General features: G+C 31.5%; 14 protein-coding genes. 6 read left to right on the top strand and 8 right to left on the bottom strand.

The annotated features are described in order from the left end of the window. Nucleotides 1-88 precede the first annotated feature (88 nt). Both eno and recA read right to left on the bottom strand, forming a co-directional pair. Nucleotides 89-1,333, bottom strand: coding sequence for a phosphopyruvate hydratase (gene eno / locus L8V79_RS05120; protein WP_047207898.1), 1,245 nt, complete (start codon nucleotides 1,331-1,333; stop codon nucleotides 89-91). Beyond that, on the bottom strand, nucleotides 1,333-2,370 hold the full coding sequence (gene recA, locus L8V79_RS05115) for a recombinase RecA (protein WP_039617275.1): 1,038 nt from the start codon (nucleotides 2,368-2,370) through the stop codon (nucleotides 1,333-1,335). The genes eno and recA overlap by 1 nt, the downstream gene beginning before the upstream one ends. 110 nt (nucleotides 2,371-2,480) lie before the next feature. Here recA and L8V79_RS05110 point away from each other — a divergent pair, with 110 nt between their 5' ends. The 3 genes from L8V79_RS05110 to L8V79_RS05100 are packed head-to-tail and all read left to right on the top strand — an operon-like array spanning nucleotide 2,481 to nucleotide 4,411. Then, entirely contained in the window at nucleotides 2,481-3,344 is an 864-nt protein-coding gene (locus L8V79_RS05110; protein WP_263664257.1) for a menaquinone biosynthesis family protein, read from the top strand. A gap of 27 nt (nucleotides 3,345-3,371) precedes the next feature. Continuing rightward, nucleotides 3,372-3,638: a flagellar biosynthesis protein FliQ gene (gene fliQ / locus L8V79_RS05105; RefSeq protein WP_012660903.1), complete on the top strand. Its 267-nt coding sequence runs from the start codon at nucleotides 3,372-3,374 to the stop codon at nucleotides 3,636-3,638. Next, entirely contained in the window at nucleotides 3,635-4,411 is a 777-nt protein-coding gene (locus L8V79_RS05100) for a UDP-N-acetylmuramate dehydrogenase (RefSeq protein WP_263702762.1), read from the top strand. Before fliQ ends, L8V79_RS05100 begins: the two co-directional genes overlap by 4 nt. On the opposite strand, the gene L8V79_RS05095 is transcribed toward L8V79_RS05100, so the two are convergent. From L8V79_RS05095 to topA, 5 genes are read right to left on the bottom strand one after another with little or no spacing between them, the layout of a single operon-like run. Then, nucleotides 4,404-5,054 carry a hypothetical protein gene (locus tag L8V79_RS05095; RefSeq protein ID WP_263702761.1) on the bottom strand — a complete coding sequence of 217 codons (651 nt, stop codon included), beginning with the start codon at nucleotides 5,052-5,054 and terminating at the stop codon, nucleotides 4,404-4,406. The two genes, L8V79_RS05100 and L8V79_RS05095, sit on opposite strands and share 8 nt — an antisense overlap. Beyond that, the gene (locus tag L8V79_RS05090) at nucleotides 5,054-5,812 is read right to left on the bottom strand and encodes a 3'(2'),5'-bisphosphate nucleotidase CysQ (RefSeq protein ID WP_263702760.1); all 759 of its coding nucleotides are present in this window, start codon (nucleotides 5,810-5,812) and stop codon (nucleotides 5,054-5,056) included. The genes L8V79_RS05095 and L8V79_RS05090 overlap by 1 nt, the downstream gene beginning before the upstream one ends. 39 nt (nucleotides 5,813-5,851) lie before the next feature. After that, on the bottom strand, nucleotides 5,852-7,030 hold the full coding sequence (locus L8V79_RS05085) for a sodium/hydrogen exchanger family protein (protein WP_052241302.1): 1,179 nt from the start codon (nucleotides 7,028-7,030) through the stop codon (nucleotides 5,852-5,854). Further along, nucleotides 7,011-7,847 carry a biotin synthase gene (locus L8V79_RS05080; protein WP_263702758.1) on the bottom strand — a complete coding sequence of 279 codons (837 nt, stop codon included), beginning with the start codon at nucleotides 7,845-7,847 and terminating at the stop codon, nucleotides 7,011-7,013. The genes L8V79_RS05085 and L8V79_RS05080 overlap by 20 nt, the downstream gene beginning before the upstream one ends. Then, nucleotides 7,847-9,931: a type I DNA topoisomerase gene (gene topA / locus L8V79_RS05075; RefSeq protein ID WP_412175183.1), complete on the bottom strand. Its 2,085-nt coding sequence runs from the start codon at nucleotides 9,929-9,931 to the stop codon at nucleotides 7,847-7,849. The genes L8V79_RS05080 and topA overlap by 1 nt, the downstream gene beginning before the upstream one ends. Nucleotides 9,932-10,061: 130 nt before the next feature. On the opposite strand from topA, the gene L8V79_RS05070 reads away from it, so the two are divergent. From L8V79_RS05070 to L8V79_RS05060, 3 genes are all read left to right on the top strand, one after another. Next, nucleotides 10,062-11,786, top strand: a complete 1,725-nt coding sequence (locus L8V79_RS05070) for a motility associated factor glycosyltransferase family protein (RefSeq protein ID WP_263702757.1) — start codon at nucleotides 10,062-10,064, stop codon at nucleotides 11,784-11,786. 74 nt (nucleotides 11,787-11,860) lie between these two features. Continuing rightward, nucleotides 11,861-13,579 (top strand): flagellin A, encoded by a 1,719-nt coding sequence (locus tag L8V79_RS05065; protein WP_263702756.1) that lies wholly within the window; start codon nucleotides 11,861-11,863, stop codon nucleotides 13,577-13,579. 132 nt (nucleotides 13,580-13,711) lie between these two features. Then, nucleotides 13,712-15,412: a flagellin A gene (locus L8V79_RS05060; protein WP_263702754.1), complete on the top strand. Its 1,701-nt coding sequence runs from the start codon at nucleotides 13,712-13,714 to the stop codon at nucleotides 15,410-15,412. Nucleotides 15,413-15,436: 24 nt separating this feature from the next. Here L8V79_RS05060 and L8V79_RS05055 read toward each other — a convergent pair whose 3' ends face one another. Further along, nucleotides 15,437-17,314: a motility associated factor glycosyltransferase family protein gene (locus L8V79_RS05055; protein WP_263702751.1), complete on the bottom strand. Its 1,878-nt coding sequence runs from the start codon at nucleotides 17,312-17,314 to the stop codon at nucleotides 15,437-15,439. Nucleotides 17,315-17,325 lie beyond the last annotated feature (11 nt).

Here is a 17,325-nt window from a genome sequence, read left to right as displayed (position 1 = left end):
GCTACAAATGATAATGCAATGGTTTTGATGAGTTGACGATGAGCTTCCTTTTTTTTAGAATGCTCATCATACTCTTTTAATAAATCGCTCAGAGTTTATCTCCTAAGTACTCATCATTATCAAGTTCAATTTCTAATAAGCGATTGTATTTAGCAGTTCTTTCGCCTCTTGCTAGAGCTCCTGTTTTGATTTGTCCTGTATTAAGCGCTACTGCAAAATCAGCTATAAAAGCATCTTCGCTTTCCCCGCTTCTGTGACTCATAATACATCTGTAATTATTTCTATGAGCTAATCTTACTGTTCTCATAGTTTGAGTGATTGTTCCAATTTGATTAGGCTTAATCAATACAGCATTTGCCATATTTTTCATGATACCTTCTCTTAAAATATCTTCATTGGTTACAAACAAATCATCACCCACAAGCTGAACTTTATTGCCAAGCTTTTGAGTAAGTTTAATCCAACCTTCATAATCATCTTCAGCTAAACCATCTTCAATACTAAAAATTGGATATTTTGCACATAATTCTTCATAACGCGCGATTAAGTCTTCACTTGAGAAAACTTTACCCTCTAAATGGTATTTACCATCTTTATAAAGTTCACTACTTGCTACATCTAACGCTAGTTTGATTTTATTTTCATAGCCTGCTTTTTTAATACAAGTCATTAAAAGATCAAGAGGTTCTGTATTATTTGCTAAATTTGGTGCAAAACCACCCTCATCGCCTAAGGCAGTAGAGTGACCTAAGTTGGCTAATTCTTTTTTCAATACTGCATAAATTTCACAAACTGATCTTAATCCTTCTTTAAAGCTTGAAAAACCAAAAGGCATAATCATAAATTCTTGAAAATCTACGCTATTGTTTGCATGTGCACCACCGTTGATGATATTACACATTGGCACAGGTAATACGCTTGCATTTGCCCCACCTAAATAGCGATATAAAGGTACACCTAGTGCATTAGCAGCAGCGCGTGCTGTTGCCATAGAAATTCCTAAGGTTGCATTTGCTCCTAGGTTAGAGTAGTTTTTTGTCCCATCAAGCTCTAAAAGAGTGTTATCTAGTTGGGTTTGATTAAATGCATCAAGCCCTATAATGTTTTCAGCTATGGTGCCATTGATGTTTTCAATCGCTTTTAAAACACCTTTACCACCAAATCTTTCATCATTGTCTCTTAGTTCTAAAGCTTCTTTTTTTCCTGTACTTGCACCACTTGGAACGATAGCGCTTCCTACACTACCATCGCTTAGCATGATTTCGGCTTTAATGGTAGGGTTGCCTCTACTATCTAAAACTTCAAAAGCTCTTAAATCTTCAATAATCAACATTATTCCTCTCCTTCTTCATCGTCTTCTTTTGCACCCAAAATCATACTATCTATACCGATTGAATTTTGTATGGCTTGAGTGATTTCATCTGCAATAGCTGGGTTTTCTTTTAAAAATGCTTTGGCATTTTCTCTACCTTGACCAAGTTTAGAAGCCTTGTAAGAAAACCACGCACCGCTTTTATCAATAATATCAAGTTTTACACCATAGTCTATTAGCTCGCCCTCACGGCTTACACCCTCGCCAAACATCACATCAAATTCGGCCTGTTTAAATGGAGGAGCTACTTTATTTTTAGCCACTTTTACCTTAACACGATTTCCAATAGGCTCATCATTTTGTTTTAAAGTAGCTGTTTTTCTTACATCTAAACGAACCGAAGCATAAAATTTTAAAGCATTTCCACCAGTAGTTGTTTCAGGGGTGCCATAGCCCATCATGCCTATTTTCATACGAATTTGGTTGATGAAAATTACAGTAGTATTCATTTTATGAACGATACCGGTTAATTTTCTTAAAGCTTGGCTCATTAATCTTGCTTGAAGACCTACATGCTGATCTCCCATATCACCTTCGATTTCTGCTTTTGGAGTAAGTGCAGCAACGCTATCTACTACTATTAGATCAATGGCTCCACTTCTTGCTATGGTTTCAACGATTTCTAAGGCTTGTTCTCCAAAATCTGGTTGAGAGATGTAAAGATTTTCTGTATCAACACCTAAATTCTTTGCATATCTTACATCAAGAGCATGCTCTGCATCGATAAACGCACAAACTCCACCTTTTTTTTGACATTCTGCTATGATGTGTAAGGTAAGTGTAGTTTTACCTGAACTTTCAGGCCCATAAATTTCTATAATTCTTCCTTTTGGAACCCCGCCAATTCCTAAAGCCAAATCAAGTCCAACCGAACCTGTAGGAATAGAATCAATTTTTTCAACTTCTTTATCGCCAAGTCTTAAAATAGTACCTTTTCCAAAGGTTTTATCAAGACTTTTTAAAGCCGCATCAAGTGATTTTCTTTTATTATCATCCATACTTGTTAATCCTTTTATAATATGTTTAAAATTGTATCAAAAAGAAATTTAATATAAGTTTTTATTTTGAATTTTGCTAAAATACTTTTTTAAATTTTTCAAGGAAAAAAATGAATAAAAAAATTAGCGTAGCACACTCTCCTGATGCTGATGATATTTTTATGTATATGGCGATTAAATTTGGTTGGGTTGGAAATGCTTATGAGTATGAAAATACAGCTTTAGATATACAAACTTTAAATGAACTTGCATTAGAAAATATATACGATGTTAGTGCGATATCTTTTGCGCTTTATCCTTTAATAGCTAGTGAATATGCTTTATTAAAAACTGCTGTGAGTTTTGGCGAGGGTTATGGGCCAAAGCTTATTAAGAAAAAAGATAAAAAATTAAAGCCAAATTTTAAAGTTGCTTTAAGTGGAGCACACACTACTAATGCTTTAATCTTTCGCATAAAATACCCACAAGCTAGGATAGTTTATAAGAATTTTTTAGAGATTGAAAAGGCTGTTTTAGAAGATGAGGTTGATGCAGGAGTGCTTATACATGAGAGTATTTTAGAGTTTGATTCTAGTTTGTGTGTTGAGGCTGAACTTTGGGATATTTGGCAAGAATTAGCCAAAGATGATTTGCCTTTACCTTTGGGTGGTATGGCTCTTAGAAGATCTTTACCGCTCAGTGATGCAATAGCGGTTGAAAAAGATTTGATTAAAGCAGTAGAAGTAGCTGATCATAATAGAAAAATCTTAGCTTCTATGCTTTTAGAGCGTAATTTAATACGCGTAGATGCCCAAAAACTTGATGTGTATTTAAATTTATATGCAAATAAAAACTCTATAAATATGAATGATAAACAATACAATGCCATAGATAAGCTTTTTGAGCTTGGATTTAATCATGGATTTTATGAGAAGTTAATAAAAAGCAAAGATTATCTTATACCTAGTGAGTATGAAGAATTTAGAAATTCTTGATAGAATTTAAATTTTTAAGGAGTAAATATGGAAAGTACTTTAGTAGCCTTGGGTGTACAAACTTTTAAAATCACACTTATGCTTTCTTTACCTATGCTTTTAGCAGGGCTTATTGCAGGGCTTATTATAAGTATTTTCCAAGCTGTAACGCAAATTAACGAAGCCACGCTTTCTTTTGTGCCAAAAATTTTACTTGTTGTTGTGGTAATAGTATTTTTAATGCCTTGGATGATAAGTTCTATGATTGATTTTACAACTAATATTTTAAATCAAATTCCAAGCTTTATTAGATGATTATTGATTTTTCTAAGTATTCTTCTGTGCGTATAGGCGAGAGCTTTGAAGTACAAATACTTGAAGAGCCTTGCGAATTTGATGGTTTTTTAATAGGTGGAGCAAATAATCTTTTAATCTCTCCAAAATCCAAAAAACTAGGAATTTTAGGGAAAAGTTTTGATTATATTAAAATTTTAGAGCAAAATGAAAAAGGTATGTTTTTAGAGATAGGCTCTAGCGTGAAATCTTTTAAAATATATCATTTTGCTAAAGAAAATAACCTAAAAGGCTTTGAGTTTTTAAGAAATATCCCAGGGACTTTAGGTGGTATTTTAAAAATGAACGCAGGGTTAAAAGATGAGGATATTAGTAAAAACTTAATTAGTATTTGCACTTTTAATCAAGAAATTTTAAAACAAAATATAGCTTTTGCTTATAGGTTTAACCCTATTAAAGAAGTGATGTTTAGCGCGAAGTTTTTTTTAGAATATGGATTTGACCCAGTTAAAGATGAACTTTTAAAAAATGCAAGAAAAAATCAACCCAAAGGTGCTAGTTTTGGTTCTGTTTTTAAAAATCCCAAAAACGATCATGCAGGAAGATTGATAGAAGCAGTTAATCTTAAAGGTTTTAGTAAGAATGATGCGATGTTTAGTAATGAACATGCAAATTTTTTAATCAATAAAAAACATGCTAGTTTTGATGATGCTATGTTTTTGATAGAGCTTGCTAAGAAAAGAGTTTTTGAAGAATTTGGGATTGTTTTAGAAGAAGAAGTGGTGATTATATAGTATTTTTAATATCTTCATAAACAATTGTAGCTATTTCTTGGACTAATTCTTGATAAGATTTATTTTTATCATTTGTGCTAAATTGAGTATTGATAGTAAGGATTTTATGATCTTTTAGTTTTTTTGTTTTAGCATTAAAAAGTTTGTATTCTATGTCGGCTTTGACTTCAAAATTGGAAAAAAGCAAGAAATTTTGTTGGCTTGCTTGAATACTTTTTAAATCTAGCAAAATAATAAAATCAGCCTTTTTGAAACGATTAAATTCTAAAAACTCACTTGCACTGATGAAATTTTTATTTGTTTGCAAGATATTTTGACTATTGATATAAGTTTGATTTTCTTTTTGACTAAGCAAGGCAAAATTATTTTGCTCATTTAAAATAGCACTTAATGCTTTTAGTGTGTCTTTTGCCATGCTTTTAGCATCGATTTTTAAATTTGAAAAATAAAAATTATATTCTTTTTCATAGCTTGGCACCAAAGCTAAGGTGTTAATGTGTGAGAGTTTGTCATAATTTATATTTTGTTCAAGATTGATGATATTAAAATCATCGTTATTTTGTAATTTGATGATTTTTTTATTCGCAAAAGAGTTAGCATAAATAGCACTTAAAAAACAAAAAAATACTAAAAAAAATCTCACTAAAAACCTTTTAATTTAAATTCATTCTTAGCAAAAGCTATAAAACTTGGAAGTTTAAAATCAGAACTATTATAATCTAAAGCCTTTTTATTAAAATCATATAAAATTCCACCATTTTGTTTGACTAAAAAATCTCCCGCAGCTATATCCCAAGCTTTTGGACCACCAAAACGTGGGTAAATTCCAGCTTTTGCTTCAAGTAAATATACAAATTTCAAAGCAGATGAAACCTTAATACCTTCAAGATGATTTTGAATGAAAAAATCTTCATTGTTATCATGGTTTTTAGAGTAAAGGGCTATATTTTTAACCTTTTCGTATTGTTCTAAGCTAAGATTTAAAATTTCATTATTTTTATAAACCTTAGTATGAATATGTGCATAATAAAATGCATTATTTTCCACATCGCCTATGAGTGAAAGTATAGGGGTGTTTTTGTGGATTAATGCGATTAAAACACAATATTCTTTATCTTTTTTAGCATAAGATTTAGTGCCATCAAGAGGATCTATAAGCCAAAAATACTCTAAATTTTTTCTTTCTTCATAAGAGAGTATATTTTCTTCAGAGCATATAGCTATATCGCTTGAAGCCAAAATCTCACTAATAACTTCATTAGACTTTATATCAGCTAAACCTACTGGGGAATCATCATCTTTAAGCCACAAAGTATTTTTGTCTTTATATTCAAGTAATACTTTTGAGGCTTCCTTGCTTGCTTTTAAGGCTAATTCTAAAAGTGTGTCTAAATTTTTCATAAAAAAAGTATAGCAATTTTATATAAATACTTAGTAGAATTATTTTCTACTAAGATTATTAATAAATTTAATTAAGCTAATGGCTAAAATTGCTTCAAGTAAAGCAGTAAGCACTAATCCTGAGTATATATCTTGAGTGATGATATTGGTTTGATAAGAAAGCGTAGCTACTGCGATGAGTAAGGTTAGTGGCATAGAATGGCTTAGGCCAAATAAAAAGGTGTTTTTTAAACCAAGTATTTTTACAAAAGTCATAGCACAAAGTATTCTTAGTCCTATCATAAAGGCAGTTAGCGAAAAAGCTATGAGCAAAACTTGAGGGTTTAAAAGCATTTGGAGTTTAAAACTTGAGCCTATATAGATGAAAAATATAGGGATTAAAAAGCCATAACCAAAACTAGAAAGTTTATGCTCTAAGTCTTTTTTATGATCAAAAAAAGTAGCTATAAATGAGCCTGCTATAAAAGCTCCAAGTGCAACTTCAAGTTTAAAATAAATCATAATCGCAACTATGGCTATGAAAATTGCCATACAAAATCTTATATCTTTTTCGTTTTGATCTTGCCAAGGCATGAGTATGGTTTTAAGCTGTGGATACCACCAAAAAAGCACTTCTAAAAATTTAAATCCAAAAATACAAAGTGCTAAAAATCCTACTAAGTATAATAAATTTTGAGTGAGTGAGAAAAGATCGGCTCCTTTTCCCAAAAATGCTGCAGCTATGGTAAGCAAAACTATGCTTACAACTTCAGCTAAAGTGGCTACTACCATAGATACATTAAGCCACTCACAGTTTTTGCCAAAGTCTCTATAAAGCGTTGAGAGCAAACCCACACTCATAACAGGTATAATAATGACAAAAATATAAGAAATATCTATACTTTCAACCGCTAAAATACTAAAAGCATATAAAAGTATAATGTAAATAAAAGCTTTATTAAGTAAGCTTCTTTCAGTGTTTAAAAAGGTTTTAAGGTTAATCTCCATACCCGCAATAAACATAAGATAATAAAATCCCGCATTAGCTAAAAGTTTAAAATTCTCACTTTCTCCTATGAAACCCAAAAATCCTATAAAAGAACCAAGCATGATTTCAGTGGCTGAAAGTGGGAGTTTTAAAAATTTAGCAATATAAGGTGAAGTTAGCAAACATCCTGCTACGACTAATAAAATTTTTAAATCCGTAGCAGCTTGAGCATCAATGGCATGAGCTAGCAAAGCTAAATCCCATTTGTTTTAGTTTTTGTATGTCTTTGCTAGGTTCTTCGCCTTTAGTTGTAAGATAATCACCCACTACTATAGCACTAGCTCCTGCGTCAAAAATTTCATATTGTCTTTCTTTTAACACTACCTCTCTACCACCTGCTACCATGATATGTGTATTTGGTAAGTCTTTTTTAGTGTCTTTGATGATATTTAACGCCTCATCAGGATCAAGCAAAGCTTGTTTAAGTTTTAAATTTTCATTTGGTATGAAAAAATTAATAGGCGAAGAAAAAGGATCAAGCTCTTTTAAACTTGCTCTAAAACTTTTTCTATCAGCTTCGCTTTCTCCAAGACCATAAATTCCACCACAGCAAAGCATTAAACCTGCTTCTTTAGCATAAAGATTAGTTTGAAATCTTTGCTCCCAAGTATGCGTAGAGCAAATGTTTGGGAAAAATTCTTTGGAAGTTTCTAGATTATGATTATAAGAAAAAATTCCTGCTTTTTTTAATTCTTTGAGTTGTTCTAAATTTGCTATGCCATTGCAAGCTATGAGTAAAAGTCCTTTTACTTCTTTTTGCACCGCATGAGCTACCTTGCATACATATTCAAGTTTTTCATCATCAAGCCCAGCTCCTGCTGTGACCAAACAAAAACCTAAAGCCTCATTTTTCTTAGCCATTTTTGCTTCTAAAACAATTTGGTTTATATCTTTTCTTTTGTATTTGTTGATATTTGTTTTTACATGAGCACTTTGGGTGCAGTACTTGCAGTCCTCCCCGCACCCTCCACTTGCTATATTAGATATAGCACAAAGCATGATTTGCATTATATTTCCTTTTTGATTTTGCATTTTAAGCACTCTAAAAATGTGCCTTTTTTAAGCTCTTTGATGATCAAAGTTTCACCGCACTCGCTACATTTTTCTTCACTTGGTTTGTATTTGCTTATATAGTTACATTTTGGATAAGCACTACAGCCATAAAATTTACCACGCTTAGAAAAACGCTCCACAATCTCGCCTTCTTGACAGCTTGGGCATTTTACACCTATGGTGTTGAGTTTTTTCTCACTTTTTTCTTCATTTTGTGTTTCTTGTTTTAAATTTCTTGAGTATTTGCATTTTGGAAAATTTAAACAAGCTATAAATTCTCCATATCTTCCTTTTCTTATAGCAAGCTCACCACCACAATCAGGGCATGTTTCATCTAATTTTGTAAAAGTTTTTTGACTTTTTATATTTTTTTTACCCTCATCGATTTTTCTCATAAAAGGAAAATAAAACTCTCTTAAAACTTCTTGCCAGTCCATTTTGCCTTCTGCTATGATGTCAAGTTTATCTTCCATTTTAGAAGTAAAATCACTATCTACTATATCGCTAAAGTTTTGCTCTAAAACTTCTGTTACAACAAAGGCTATTTCATTAGGTATGATTTGTTTTTTATCTATATGCACATATTCTCTTGCACTAAGTAAAGAGATGGTTGGAGCATAAGTTGAAGGGCGTCCTATACCAAGATTTTCTAGCTTTTTAACAAGCCCAGCTTCAGAGTATCTTGAAGGTGGCTCGGTAAAATGTGAGTTTAATTCTATATTTTGGATGTTTAATGTATCTTCTAACTTTAAATTAGGTAAAATTTTATCTTTATCCATATCTCCATATACTTTATAATGCCCATCAAATAAAATTTTTCTACCGCTTATTTTAAAACTTGCTTCATTTGATTTTGCATAGACATTTTGAGTTTGAGATATAGCAGGATTCATTTGTGAAGCTAGGAAACGATTGTATATTAAAGTATATAATCTTGCTTCATCTTTTTCTAAAAACTCACTTGCAAGTTTTGGAGTAAAACTAAGATTGGTCGGTCTTATAGCCTCATGTGCTTCTTGGGCACCTTTGCTTTTAGTGGTGTAAATATTTGTTTTGCTTGGCAAGTACTCTTTGCCAAAATCACTTTTAATGAGTTTTCTTACTTCTTCTAAGGCTTCTTTTGCGATATTTAAGCTATCAGTTCTCATATAAGTGATCACACCCATAATGCCTTGATGGGTTTTTACGCCCTCATAAAGTTTTTGAGCAATCATCATGGTTTTTTTAGGGTTAAAACCTAGGCGATTGCTCGCACTTTGTTGCAAAGTTGAGGTCATAAAAGGTGCTTGTGGGGCTATTTTTCTATCTTTACTTTCTATGTCTTTTATTTTAAAGTTAGCATTTTTACAAGCTTCAAAGATAAGTTTGGCTCTATCTTCATTAGTTAGACTTAGTTTTTCTATCTTTTGGTTTTGAAACTCAACTAATTCAGCTTGTAAGTCTTTTTCAAAAATCATATCTACACTAAAATATTTCAAAGGAACAAAAGCTTTAATTTCTCTTTCTCTATCGACGATGATTTTTAAAGCTGCGCTTTGTACACGCCCTGCGCTTAAGCCTTTTTGAATTTTTTGATTGAGTAAAGGGCTTAGTTTATAACCTACTATGCGATCAAGTAAGCGTCTAGTTTGTTGAGCGTTGACGCTATTTATATTTAAAGATCTTGGGTTTTTTAAAGCATTTTCTATGGCACTTTTAGTGATCTCATGAAAAACTATGCGTGGCAGGGAATTTTCATCTTTATTGATAGCCTTAGCTATATGATAAGCTATGGCTTCACCCTCGCGGTCCTCATCGGTTGCAAGATAGATGATTTTAGCTTTTTTAGCCTTTTCTTTGAGTTCTTTTACTAAGCTTGAATGATCGTTTGAAATTCTATATTCAGGTTTAAAATTTTCATCTTCTATTTTTATACCAAAGCTAGTTTTAGGTAGATCTCTAATGTGGCCTTTAGAGGCTATCACTTCATAGTCTTTACCTAGAAAATTACCTATGGTTTTAGCTTTAGCAGGTGATTCTACTATGATTAAATTTTTCATTATTTTCCTTGTGAGGATTAAAATTAGTAAAAGTGTATAAAAAAAAGTTAAATTTTTTGCTTAGATGGGTTTTTAAATAAAATATAATTAATGTTATAATTTTCTGTAATTTAATTTCATAGGATAGACAATGTTTTTGCAAAAAAATTTACAAGCTTTAGAATTTACCAACAAACCCTTGCAAGAAAAAATTTTATCTTTAAAAGAAGACTTTATCGACATCTTTCCAAGTCAAACACCCTTTGTGCCTTCAAAAGATGACTTAATAAAACCTAATATATTTTTTTGTGGTATAGGAGATGGGCTTTTTTTAAAAAAACTTATTAATAAACATATTTTTATTTTCGATAAAGCTGAATTTTTTGCTAATGTTTTAAGTAAGATGGATTTAAGCCAAGAACTTTCAAGTGGAAAAATATATCTTTGCGATGTAGAAGAGAAAAGGTTGGAAGAATATCTTTTTTTACTTTTTTCACAAAAAGATTGTTTTGAATATTTAGGGCTTTTTAAGCTTTTGCCTTATAGTGAATTTTATGATCAAAACTCTATGTTTGATTTTGTGTATCAAAAGTGCTTAGATGTTGTTTTCAGATTAAGTCATACTACGGATAAAAATTTTTCTTTAAATAATAAAATGTTAAAGAATTTTTTATTTAATTTACCATCTGTTTTGCAAAATATCCCTTTTCAAAGATTTATTTATGAAAATAAAGGAAAAAACAAAAGTGTTGTTGTGGTGTGTGCAGGACCTTCTTTGAATAAACAACTAGAACTTTTAAAAGCTTACCAAGATGATTATGTGATATTTGCTTTGGATGCTACTTACAAAACTTTGCTTAAGAATGAAATTTATCCTGATTTTGTTTTCTCTATAGATGTTCAAGAAAAATGCAAATGTTTTTATGAAAATTTACCTTTTAATCCTAAAGAACCTATTTATATCCTAAGTTGTTCTATAGATAAAGTTTTGGTAGAAATTTTAAATTTTAAAAAAAATATTTTTATTTTAGACTACTTAGACTATCAGCAAAAATTTAATTTAAATGATTTTGGTTATTTAGATATTGGTATAAATGTAGCTCATTTTGCTTATAATTTTGCTATAGCTTTGGGGTTTATTAACGTTATTATAATAGGGCAAGATTTGGCTTTTAGTGAAGATGGAAGTTCACATGCAGATGCAGATGTTTTTAGTTTTGGTAATATTGAAGCCATGGAAAATAATAGAAAAAAATTAAAAGTGCTAGCTTATAATAAACAAGGTTTTGTTAAAACTCATGTAGGATGGGATGAGTTTAGAAAGCGTTTAGAGGTTTTATTTCTTTCAAATCCCCAAGTAAGTTTTTACAACGCAACCGAAGGAGGTGCTTTTATAGACTATACTATAGAAAAGCCTTTTAAAGAGGTGTTGGAATTACTAAAAGATGTTAAAAAAGATTATATTTTGCCTAACATTTTAAGTTTTAATAGGCAGAAAAAAATATTATTAAAATCACTGGAGCTTTTACAAAAAGATTATTTTGAGTTAAATGCTTTATATGAAGATGCGCAAAAAATCTTAAATGTTTTGAAACAAAATAAAACCCAAAATCATCTTTATGAAAATTTTATGGATTTTATGGATGTTGTTTTGAAATTTAATACAATGATTGATGAAAGTAAAATTTTACAAAGTTTTATGTATAAGCCATTATTTTACCATAGAGGTCTTTTTAATATTTGCCTATATGAAGATCCTCAAAATGCTTTATTAAGATATATAGATTTTCTAGAAATATTTTTAGAATTTACAGCATTAAGTCTAGCAAGTATGGAAAATTCTATAAATGAATACAAAAATATCTTAAAAGTATAAAATTTTTTTCTTTATTTTCGATATAGTCTAAACAACTGCATGGAAGCGGTTGAATTTATTTAAAAGGATTTAAAATGGGATTTCGTATAAATACTAACGTGGCATCTTTAAATGCTCAAAACAATGCAAATTTAAACTCAAGAGCATTGGATAGCTCTTTGTCTAGACTTAGTTCAGGTCTTAGAATCAACTCCGCAGCAGACGATGCTTCTGGGATGGCTATTGCAGATAGCTTAAGATCTCAAGCTAATACTTTAGGTCAGGCTATTAACAATGGTAATGATGCTTTAGGTATTTTACAAACAGCTGATAAAGCTATGGATGAGCAACTTAAAATCTTAGATACTATCAAAGTAAAAGCAACTCAAGCTGCTCAAGATGGACAAAGCACTAAAACAAGAAACATGCTTCAAGCTGATATTAACCGTTTGATGGAAGAGCTTGATAATATCGCAAATACAACCTCTTTTAACGGTAAACAACTTTTAAGTGGTGGTTTTACTAATCAAAGCTTCCAAATTGGTGCTCAATCAAATCAAACCATACAAGCTAGCATAGGCGCAACCCAATCAAGTAAAATCGGTGTTACTAGATTTGAAACAGGTTCTATGTCTCATAGTAGTGGTGTAGCTCAACTTACTATTAAAAACTATAATGGTATAGATGATTTTAAATTCCAACCTGTAGTGATTTCATCTTCAGTAGGTACTGGTATAGGTGCTTTGGCTGAAGAGATTAATAGAGTAGCAGATATCACAGGTGTTAGAGCTAATTTCTTGGTTCAAACCACTGGGGCTGGTTCTATCAAAGCTGATAAAACCTCACAAGATTTTTCTATCAATGGTGTAAAAATCGGTGAAGTTGAGTATAAAGATGGCGATGAAAATGGAGCTTTGATTTCAGCTATTAACTCAGTAAAAGATACCACAGGTGTTGAAGCTTCTAAAGATGCTAATGGTAGATTAGTACTTAACTCAAGAGATGGTAGAGGCATAGAAATCACTGGTAATATAGGAGTTGGTTCTGGTATTTTAAAAGATGATTATAAAAATTATGGTCGTTTATCATTAGTTAAAAATGATGGTAAAGATATCTTAATATCAGGAACTGGACTTAGTGCTATAGGTATGGGTGCAGCTGATATGATTTCTCAAGCTTCTGTATCGCTAAGAGAATCAAAAGGAAATATCGACACTAATGTGGCTGATGCTATGGGCTTTAATGCCTATAAAGGTGGTGGTAAAATGATAGTTACCTTTGCAAGCCTTGAAGCTTTTATGTCTTCAGCTGGTAGTGGTATGAGTGCTGGTTCAGGATTTTCTGTAAATAGCGGTAAAGATATGTCAAAGGTATATGAAGGTAATTTAGCTTTTGTAACAGCATTCTCTGTAGCCTTTGGTTTTAGTGTAGGTAATAATGATGGTGCAACCCAATTTGCAAATTTTAATCATAGCGCTGCTACGTTGCAAGATATAGCTGCTAAAGATCAACAAGCAGGTGTAACTACACTTAAAGGTGCAATGGCTGTAATGGATATAGCTGAAACTGCTATTACTAACCTAGATTCTATTAGAGCTGATCTTGGTGCGGTGCAAAATCAAATCACAGCTACACTTAATAACATCAGTGTAACTCAAGTAAATATCAAATCAGCTGAATCAAACATCAGAGATGTAGACTTTGCTGCAGAAAGTGCAAACTTTGCTAAATATAACATTCTAGCTCAAAGTGGATCTTATGCTATGAGTCAGGCTAATGCTGTACAACAAAATGTAATGAGATTATTACAATAGTAAAGAAATCCAAAACACCTTGAGTACTCAAGGTGTTTTTCTCACACTTTTATTTTATATCCCATTTACTTTCTTATATTTGGAACACTTATTGCTTTATAAAAATTAAGCAATATTTTGAAAGGATTTAAAATGGGTTTTAGAATAAACACCAACATAGGTGCAATGAATGCACACGCAAACTCAACTATAACAGCAAGAGAATTAGACAAGTCTTTATCTAGACTTAGTTCAGGTCTTAGAATCAACTCTGCAGCAGATGATGCTTCTGGGATGGCTATTGCAGATAGCTTAAGATCTCAAGCTGCAACTTTGGGTCAAGCTATTAACAATGGTAATGATGCTATAGGTATTTTACAAACAGCTGATAAAGCTATGGATGAGCAACTTAAAATCTTAGATACTATCAAAGTAAAAGCAACTCAAGCTGCTCAAGATGGACAAAGCACTAAAACAAGAAATATGCTTCAAGCTGATATTAACCGTTTGATGGAAGAGCTTGATAATATCGCAAACACTACAGCATTTAACGGCAAACAACTTTTAAGTGGAAATTTTACTAATCAAGAATTTCAAATTGGCGCTCAGTCAAATCAAACTGTAAAAGCAAGCATAGGTCCAACACAATCAAGTAAAATCGGTGTTACTAGATTTGAAACAGGTTCTATGTCTCATAGTAGTGGTGTAGCTCAACTTACTATTAAAAACTATAATGGTGTAGATGATTTTAAATTCCAACCTGTAGTGATTTCATCTTCAGTAGGTACTGGTATAGGTGCTTTGGCTGAAGAGATTAATAGAGTAGCAGATGTAACTGGTGTTAGAGCTAATTTTATAGTAGAAACCACCGGAGCTGGTCCTATAAAAGCAGGGGTAACAAGTGATGATTTTGCTATTAATGGGGTTAAAATAGGTAGGATAGAATATCAAGATAGTGATCAAAATGGAGCTTTAGTAGCTGCTATAAACTCAGTAAAAGATAGCACAGGTGTTGAAGCTTCAAGAGATGCTAATGGTAGATTAGTGCTTAATTCAAGAGATGGTAGAGGCATAGAAATCACTGGAGATATGGGTCCTGGAGCAGGTATTTTAAAAGATGATTATAAAAACTTTGGTCGTTTATCATTAGTTAAAAATGATGGTAAAGATATCTTAATATCAGGAAGTGGACTTAGTGCTATAGGTATGGGTCCAGCAGATATGATTTCTCAAGCTTCTGTATCGCTAAGAGAATCAAAAGGGAGAATAGATTCTCAAATGGCTGATGCTATGGGCTTTAATGCCTATAAAGGTGGTGGTAAAATGATAGTTACCTTTGCAAGCCTTGAAGCTTTTATGTCTTCAGCTGGTAGTGGTATGAGTGCTGGTTCAGGATTTTCTGTAAATAGCGGTAAAGATATGTCAAAGGTATATGAAGGTAATTTAGCTTTTGTAACAGCATTCTCTGTAGCCTTTGGTTTTAGTGTAGGTAATAATGATGGTGCAACCCAATTTGCAAATCTAGCAGTATCAATAGCCGGAAATGATCAAACTCCAGGTGTTACTACACTCAAAGGCGCAATGGCTATGATGGATATAGTTGAAACTGCCACGGCAAACCTTGATGCTATTAGGGCTGACATCGGTGCAGTGCAAAATCAAATCACAGCTACACTTAATAACATCAGTGTAACTCAAGTAAATATCAAATCAGCTGAATCAAACATCAGAGATGTAGACTTTGCTGCAGAAAGTGCAAACTTTTCTAAGTATAACATTCTAGCTCAAAGTGGATCTTATGCTATGAGTCAGGCTAATGCTGTACAACAAAATGTTCTAAAACTTTTACAATAAATCCAAAGTGGGTAAAAACCCACTTTATATTAATTTTCTTTTTTCTAAGATATCTTGTAAAGGCATGATAGCAATTTTTAAAGCTTTTTCTTGTACCAAAGTTAATTCTGCTATATCTTCAAGCCAAGTTTTATGCGCTAATATCCAAGCTGTAAGTTTATTTTGTTTATCACTATCATTGTGTATAGGAGAGACATAAATTTTAGAAATAGTGCTTTCTAAGTGAAATAAAGAAGGAGAGATAACTTCTCTTAAAAAAATGTATTTTTGGCTTTCTAGTGTTGTTTTAAGAGTGTCTATTTGATCGCTTAATTCTTGAGGTGTATAGCGGATTTTACTTTGGTTGTTTAGTGCTTTATGTAATCTTTTACATTCTTTAAAAAATTTATCACTTGCTTTGATATATTGTTTGATTTTGTTATAAGCTTGTAACATCAATTCATTGCTATCTTTACGTTTTAGTTTTTGCAGTTTTGGAAAAGGTTTTTTGATTTTATCTGTAAGTAAGGTCTCGCAGAGTTCTTTAAAAGGCTTTTCTATGGTTCCTTCTATCCTTGCTCCGCCTTCTGTGGCATTGTAAATTTTTATTTTTGCTTGCTTATGAAATAAGTTTTCGAAAATTTGCTTAAATAAAACCCAAATTTCTGAACTTTGCACATAACCTTTTCCACCATAGGCTAAAATTTCATATTTACCATGGTCACGCTCAAAGTCTCCTTCATGGTAACTTTCATGTAAAAAGCCATCACTGTGTGTTTTACCTTCATTGGTGTAAGCTAAGTCTTGTCCTATTAAAATGATATTTTTATGTCCCAATAGTTGGGCTAACTCGAAATTTAAGTGAGCAACACTCATGCCCCCACTAACATAACCAAAATCATGTAAACCTACAGAATAAGCAAATGGTAAGGATCTTGAAACTAAAATGTATTTTCTATTATTTTTTTCTAAAAAACTAATGCTATCTCTATATGCTAATGAGGCTAAAATAAAAATTATATCTTTATCAAAATCTCCAAAATCATTATCAAAACATTTAGCTACTATATCATCTCTTTCAAGCATACAAACATAATCAGGCTTGATACCGGCTTTTGCTAGGATGGGATAAGCACTATCAGCACAAAAGATAGTTGCATTATTTGCATATTTTTTAAGTAAAGGAAGTTGCTTTTGCAGAGATGGTCCAGTTGCTACTAATATAGCATTTTTACTTTTATTAGCTCTTTTTTGTTTTAATTCCTTAAAACTTGGATGTGTTAGTATTTTGGGTAAATTTAAAACAAATTGCTCTACTCCTTGCATGGCATCTATTGGATCATTTCCTTGCTTTAAAGCTATGCTTTTAATTACTTTAGAATTTAAGGTGTTAATGTATTGAATTTCTTTTTTTTGATCTTCATAAAAATGTGAATGAATATGTAGATCATAGGTTCTTAGAAATAAACCTAATAAGCTACATGTTAAATCCGCTTTAACATAATTTACTTCCTTGGTATGAACGATAATCAATCTTCCTTCTGAAAGTTCTTTAGAAAAATCAATCATATTAAAGGCTAAAAATATTAGCTCTATATCTTTTTCGTAGACAATAACTTTCTCGTGAGTTTTGTTCGATAGTAAATTTTTATAAAAAATTCCATTACCTAAACCATAAAAAAATAACACAGGGTATCTTAGGTATTTTTTATTGAAAATTTCTATTTTTTCTTGTAATTCTTTTAGAGGGTCTTTGTATATATTTTTCAAATTCTTATAACAAATATTACAGTTTAGAGGATCTTTATCAAAAACATAAATATAATCTTTTATTTCTTTTATTCTGCTCAATTTTCTTTTTAAACTTTGAAAATCATTTCCTTTTAAAGCTTTGATATTTTTTTTAAAAATTTCTGTTTTCATATTACCCTTTC

The organism is Campylobacter sp. IFREMER_LSEM_CL2194 (genome assembly GCF_025771685.1).
In the GTDB taxonomy this organism is placed as follows: Bacteria; Campylobacterota; Campylobacteria; order Campylobacterales; family Campylobacteraceae; genus Campylobacter_D.
This window is presented reverse-complemented; position numbering and strand designations above follow the sequence as displayed.

Coding starts and splice junctions, on each gene's coding strand:
- eno (WP_047207898.1), bottom strand. CDS start 1,333: ATGTTGATTATTGAAGATTTAAGAGCTTTTGAAGTTTTAGATAGTAGA.
- recA (WP_039617275.1), bottom strand. CDS start 2,370: ATGGATGATAATAAAAGAAAATCACTTGATGCGGCTTTAAAAAGTCTT.
- L8V79_RS05110 (WP_263664257.1), top strand. CDS start 2,481: ATGAATAAAAAAATTAGCGTAGCACACTCTCCTGATGCTGATGATATT.
- fliQ (WP_012660903.1), top strand. CDS start 3,372: ATGGAAAGTACTTTAGTAGCCTTGGGTGTACAAACTTTTAAAATCACA.
- L8V79_RS05100 (WP_263702762.1), top strand. CDS start 3,635: ATGATTATTGATTTTTCTAAGTATTCTTCTGTGCGTATAGGCGAGAGC.
- L8V79_RS05090 (WP_263702760.1), bottom strand. CDS start 5,812: ATGAAAAATTTAGACACACTTTTAGAATTAGCCTTAAAAGCAAGCAAG.
- L8V79_RS05080 (WP_263702758.1), bottom strand. CDS start 7,847: ATGCAAATCATGCTTTGTGCTATATCTAATATAGCAAGTGGAGGGTGC.
- topA (WP_412175183.1), bottom strand. CDS start 9,931: ATGAAAAATTTAATCATAGTAGAATCACCTGCTAAAGCTAAAACCATA.
- L8V79_RS05070 (WP_263702757.1), top strand. CDS start 10,062: ATGTTTTTGCAAAAAAATTTACAAGCTTTAGAATTTACCAACAAACCC.
- L8V79_RS05065 (WP_263702756.1), top strand. CDS start 11,861: ATGGGATTTCGTATAAATACTAACGTGGCATCTTTAAATGCTCAAAAC.
- L8V79_RS05060 (WP_263702754.1), top strand. CDS start 13,712: ATGGGTTTTAGAATAAACACCAACATAGGTGCAATGAATGCACACGCA.
- L8V79_RS05055 (WP_263702751.1), bottom strand. CDS start 17,314: ATGAAAACAGAAATTTTTAAAAAAAATATCAAAGCTTTAAAAGGAAAT.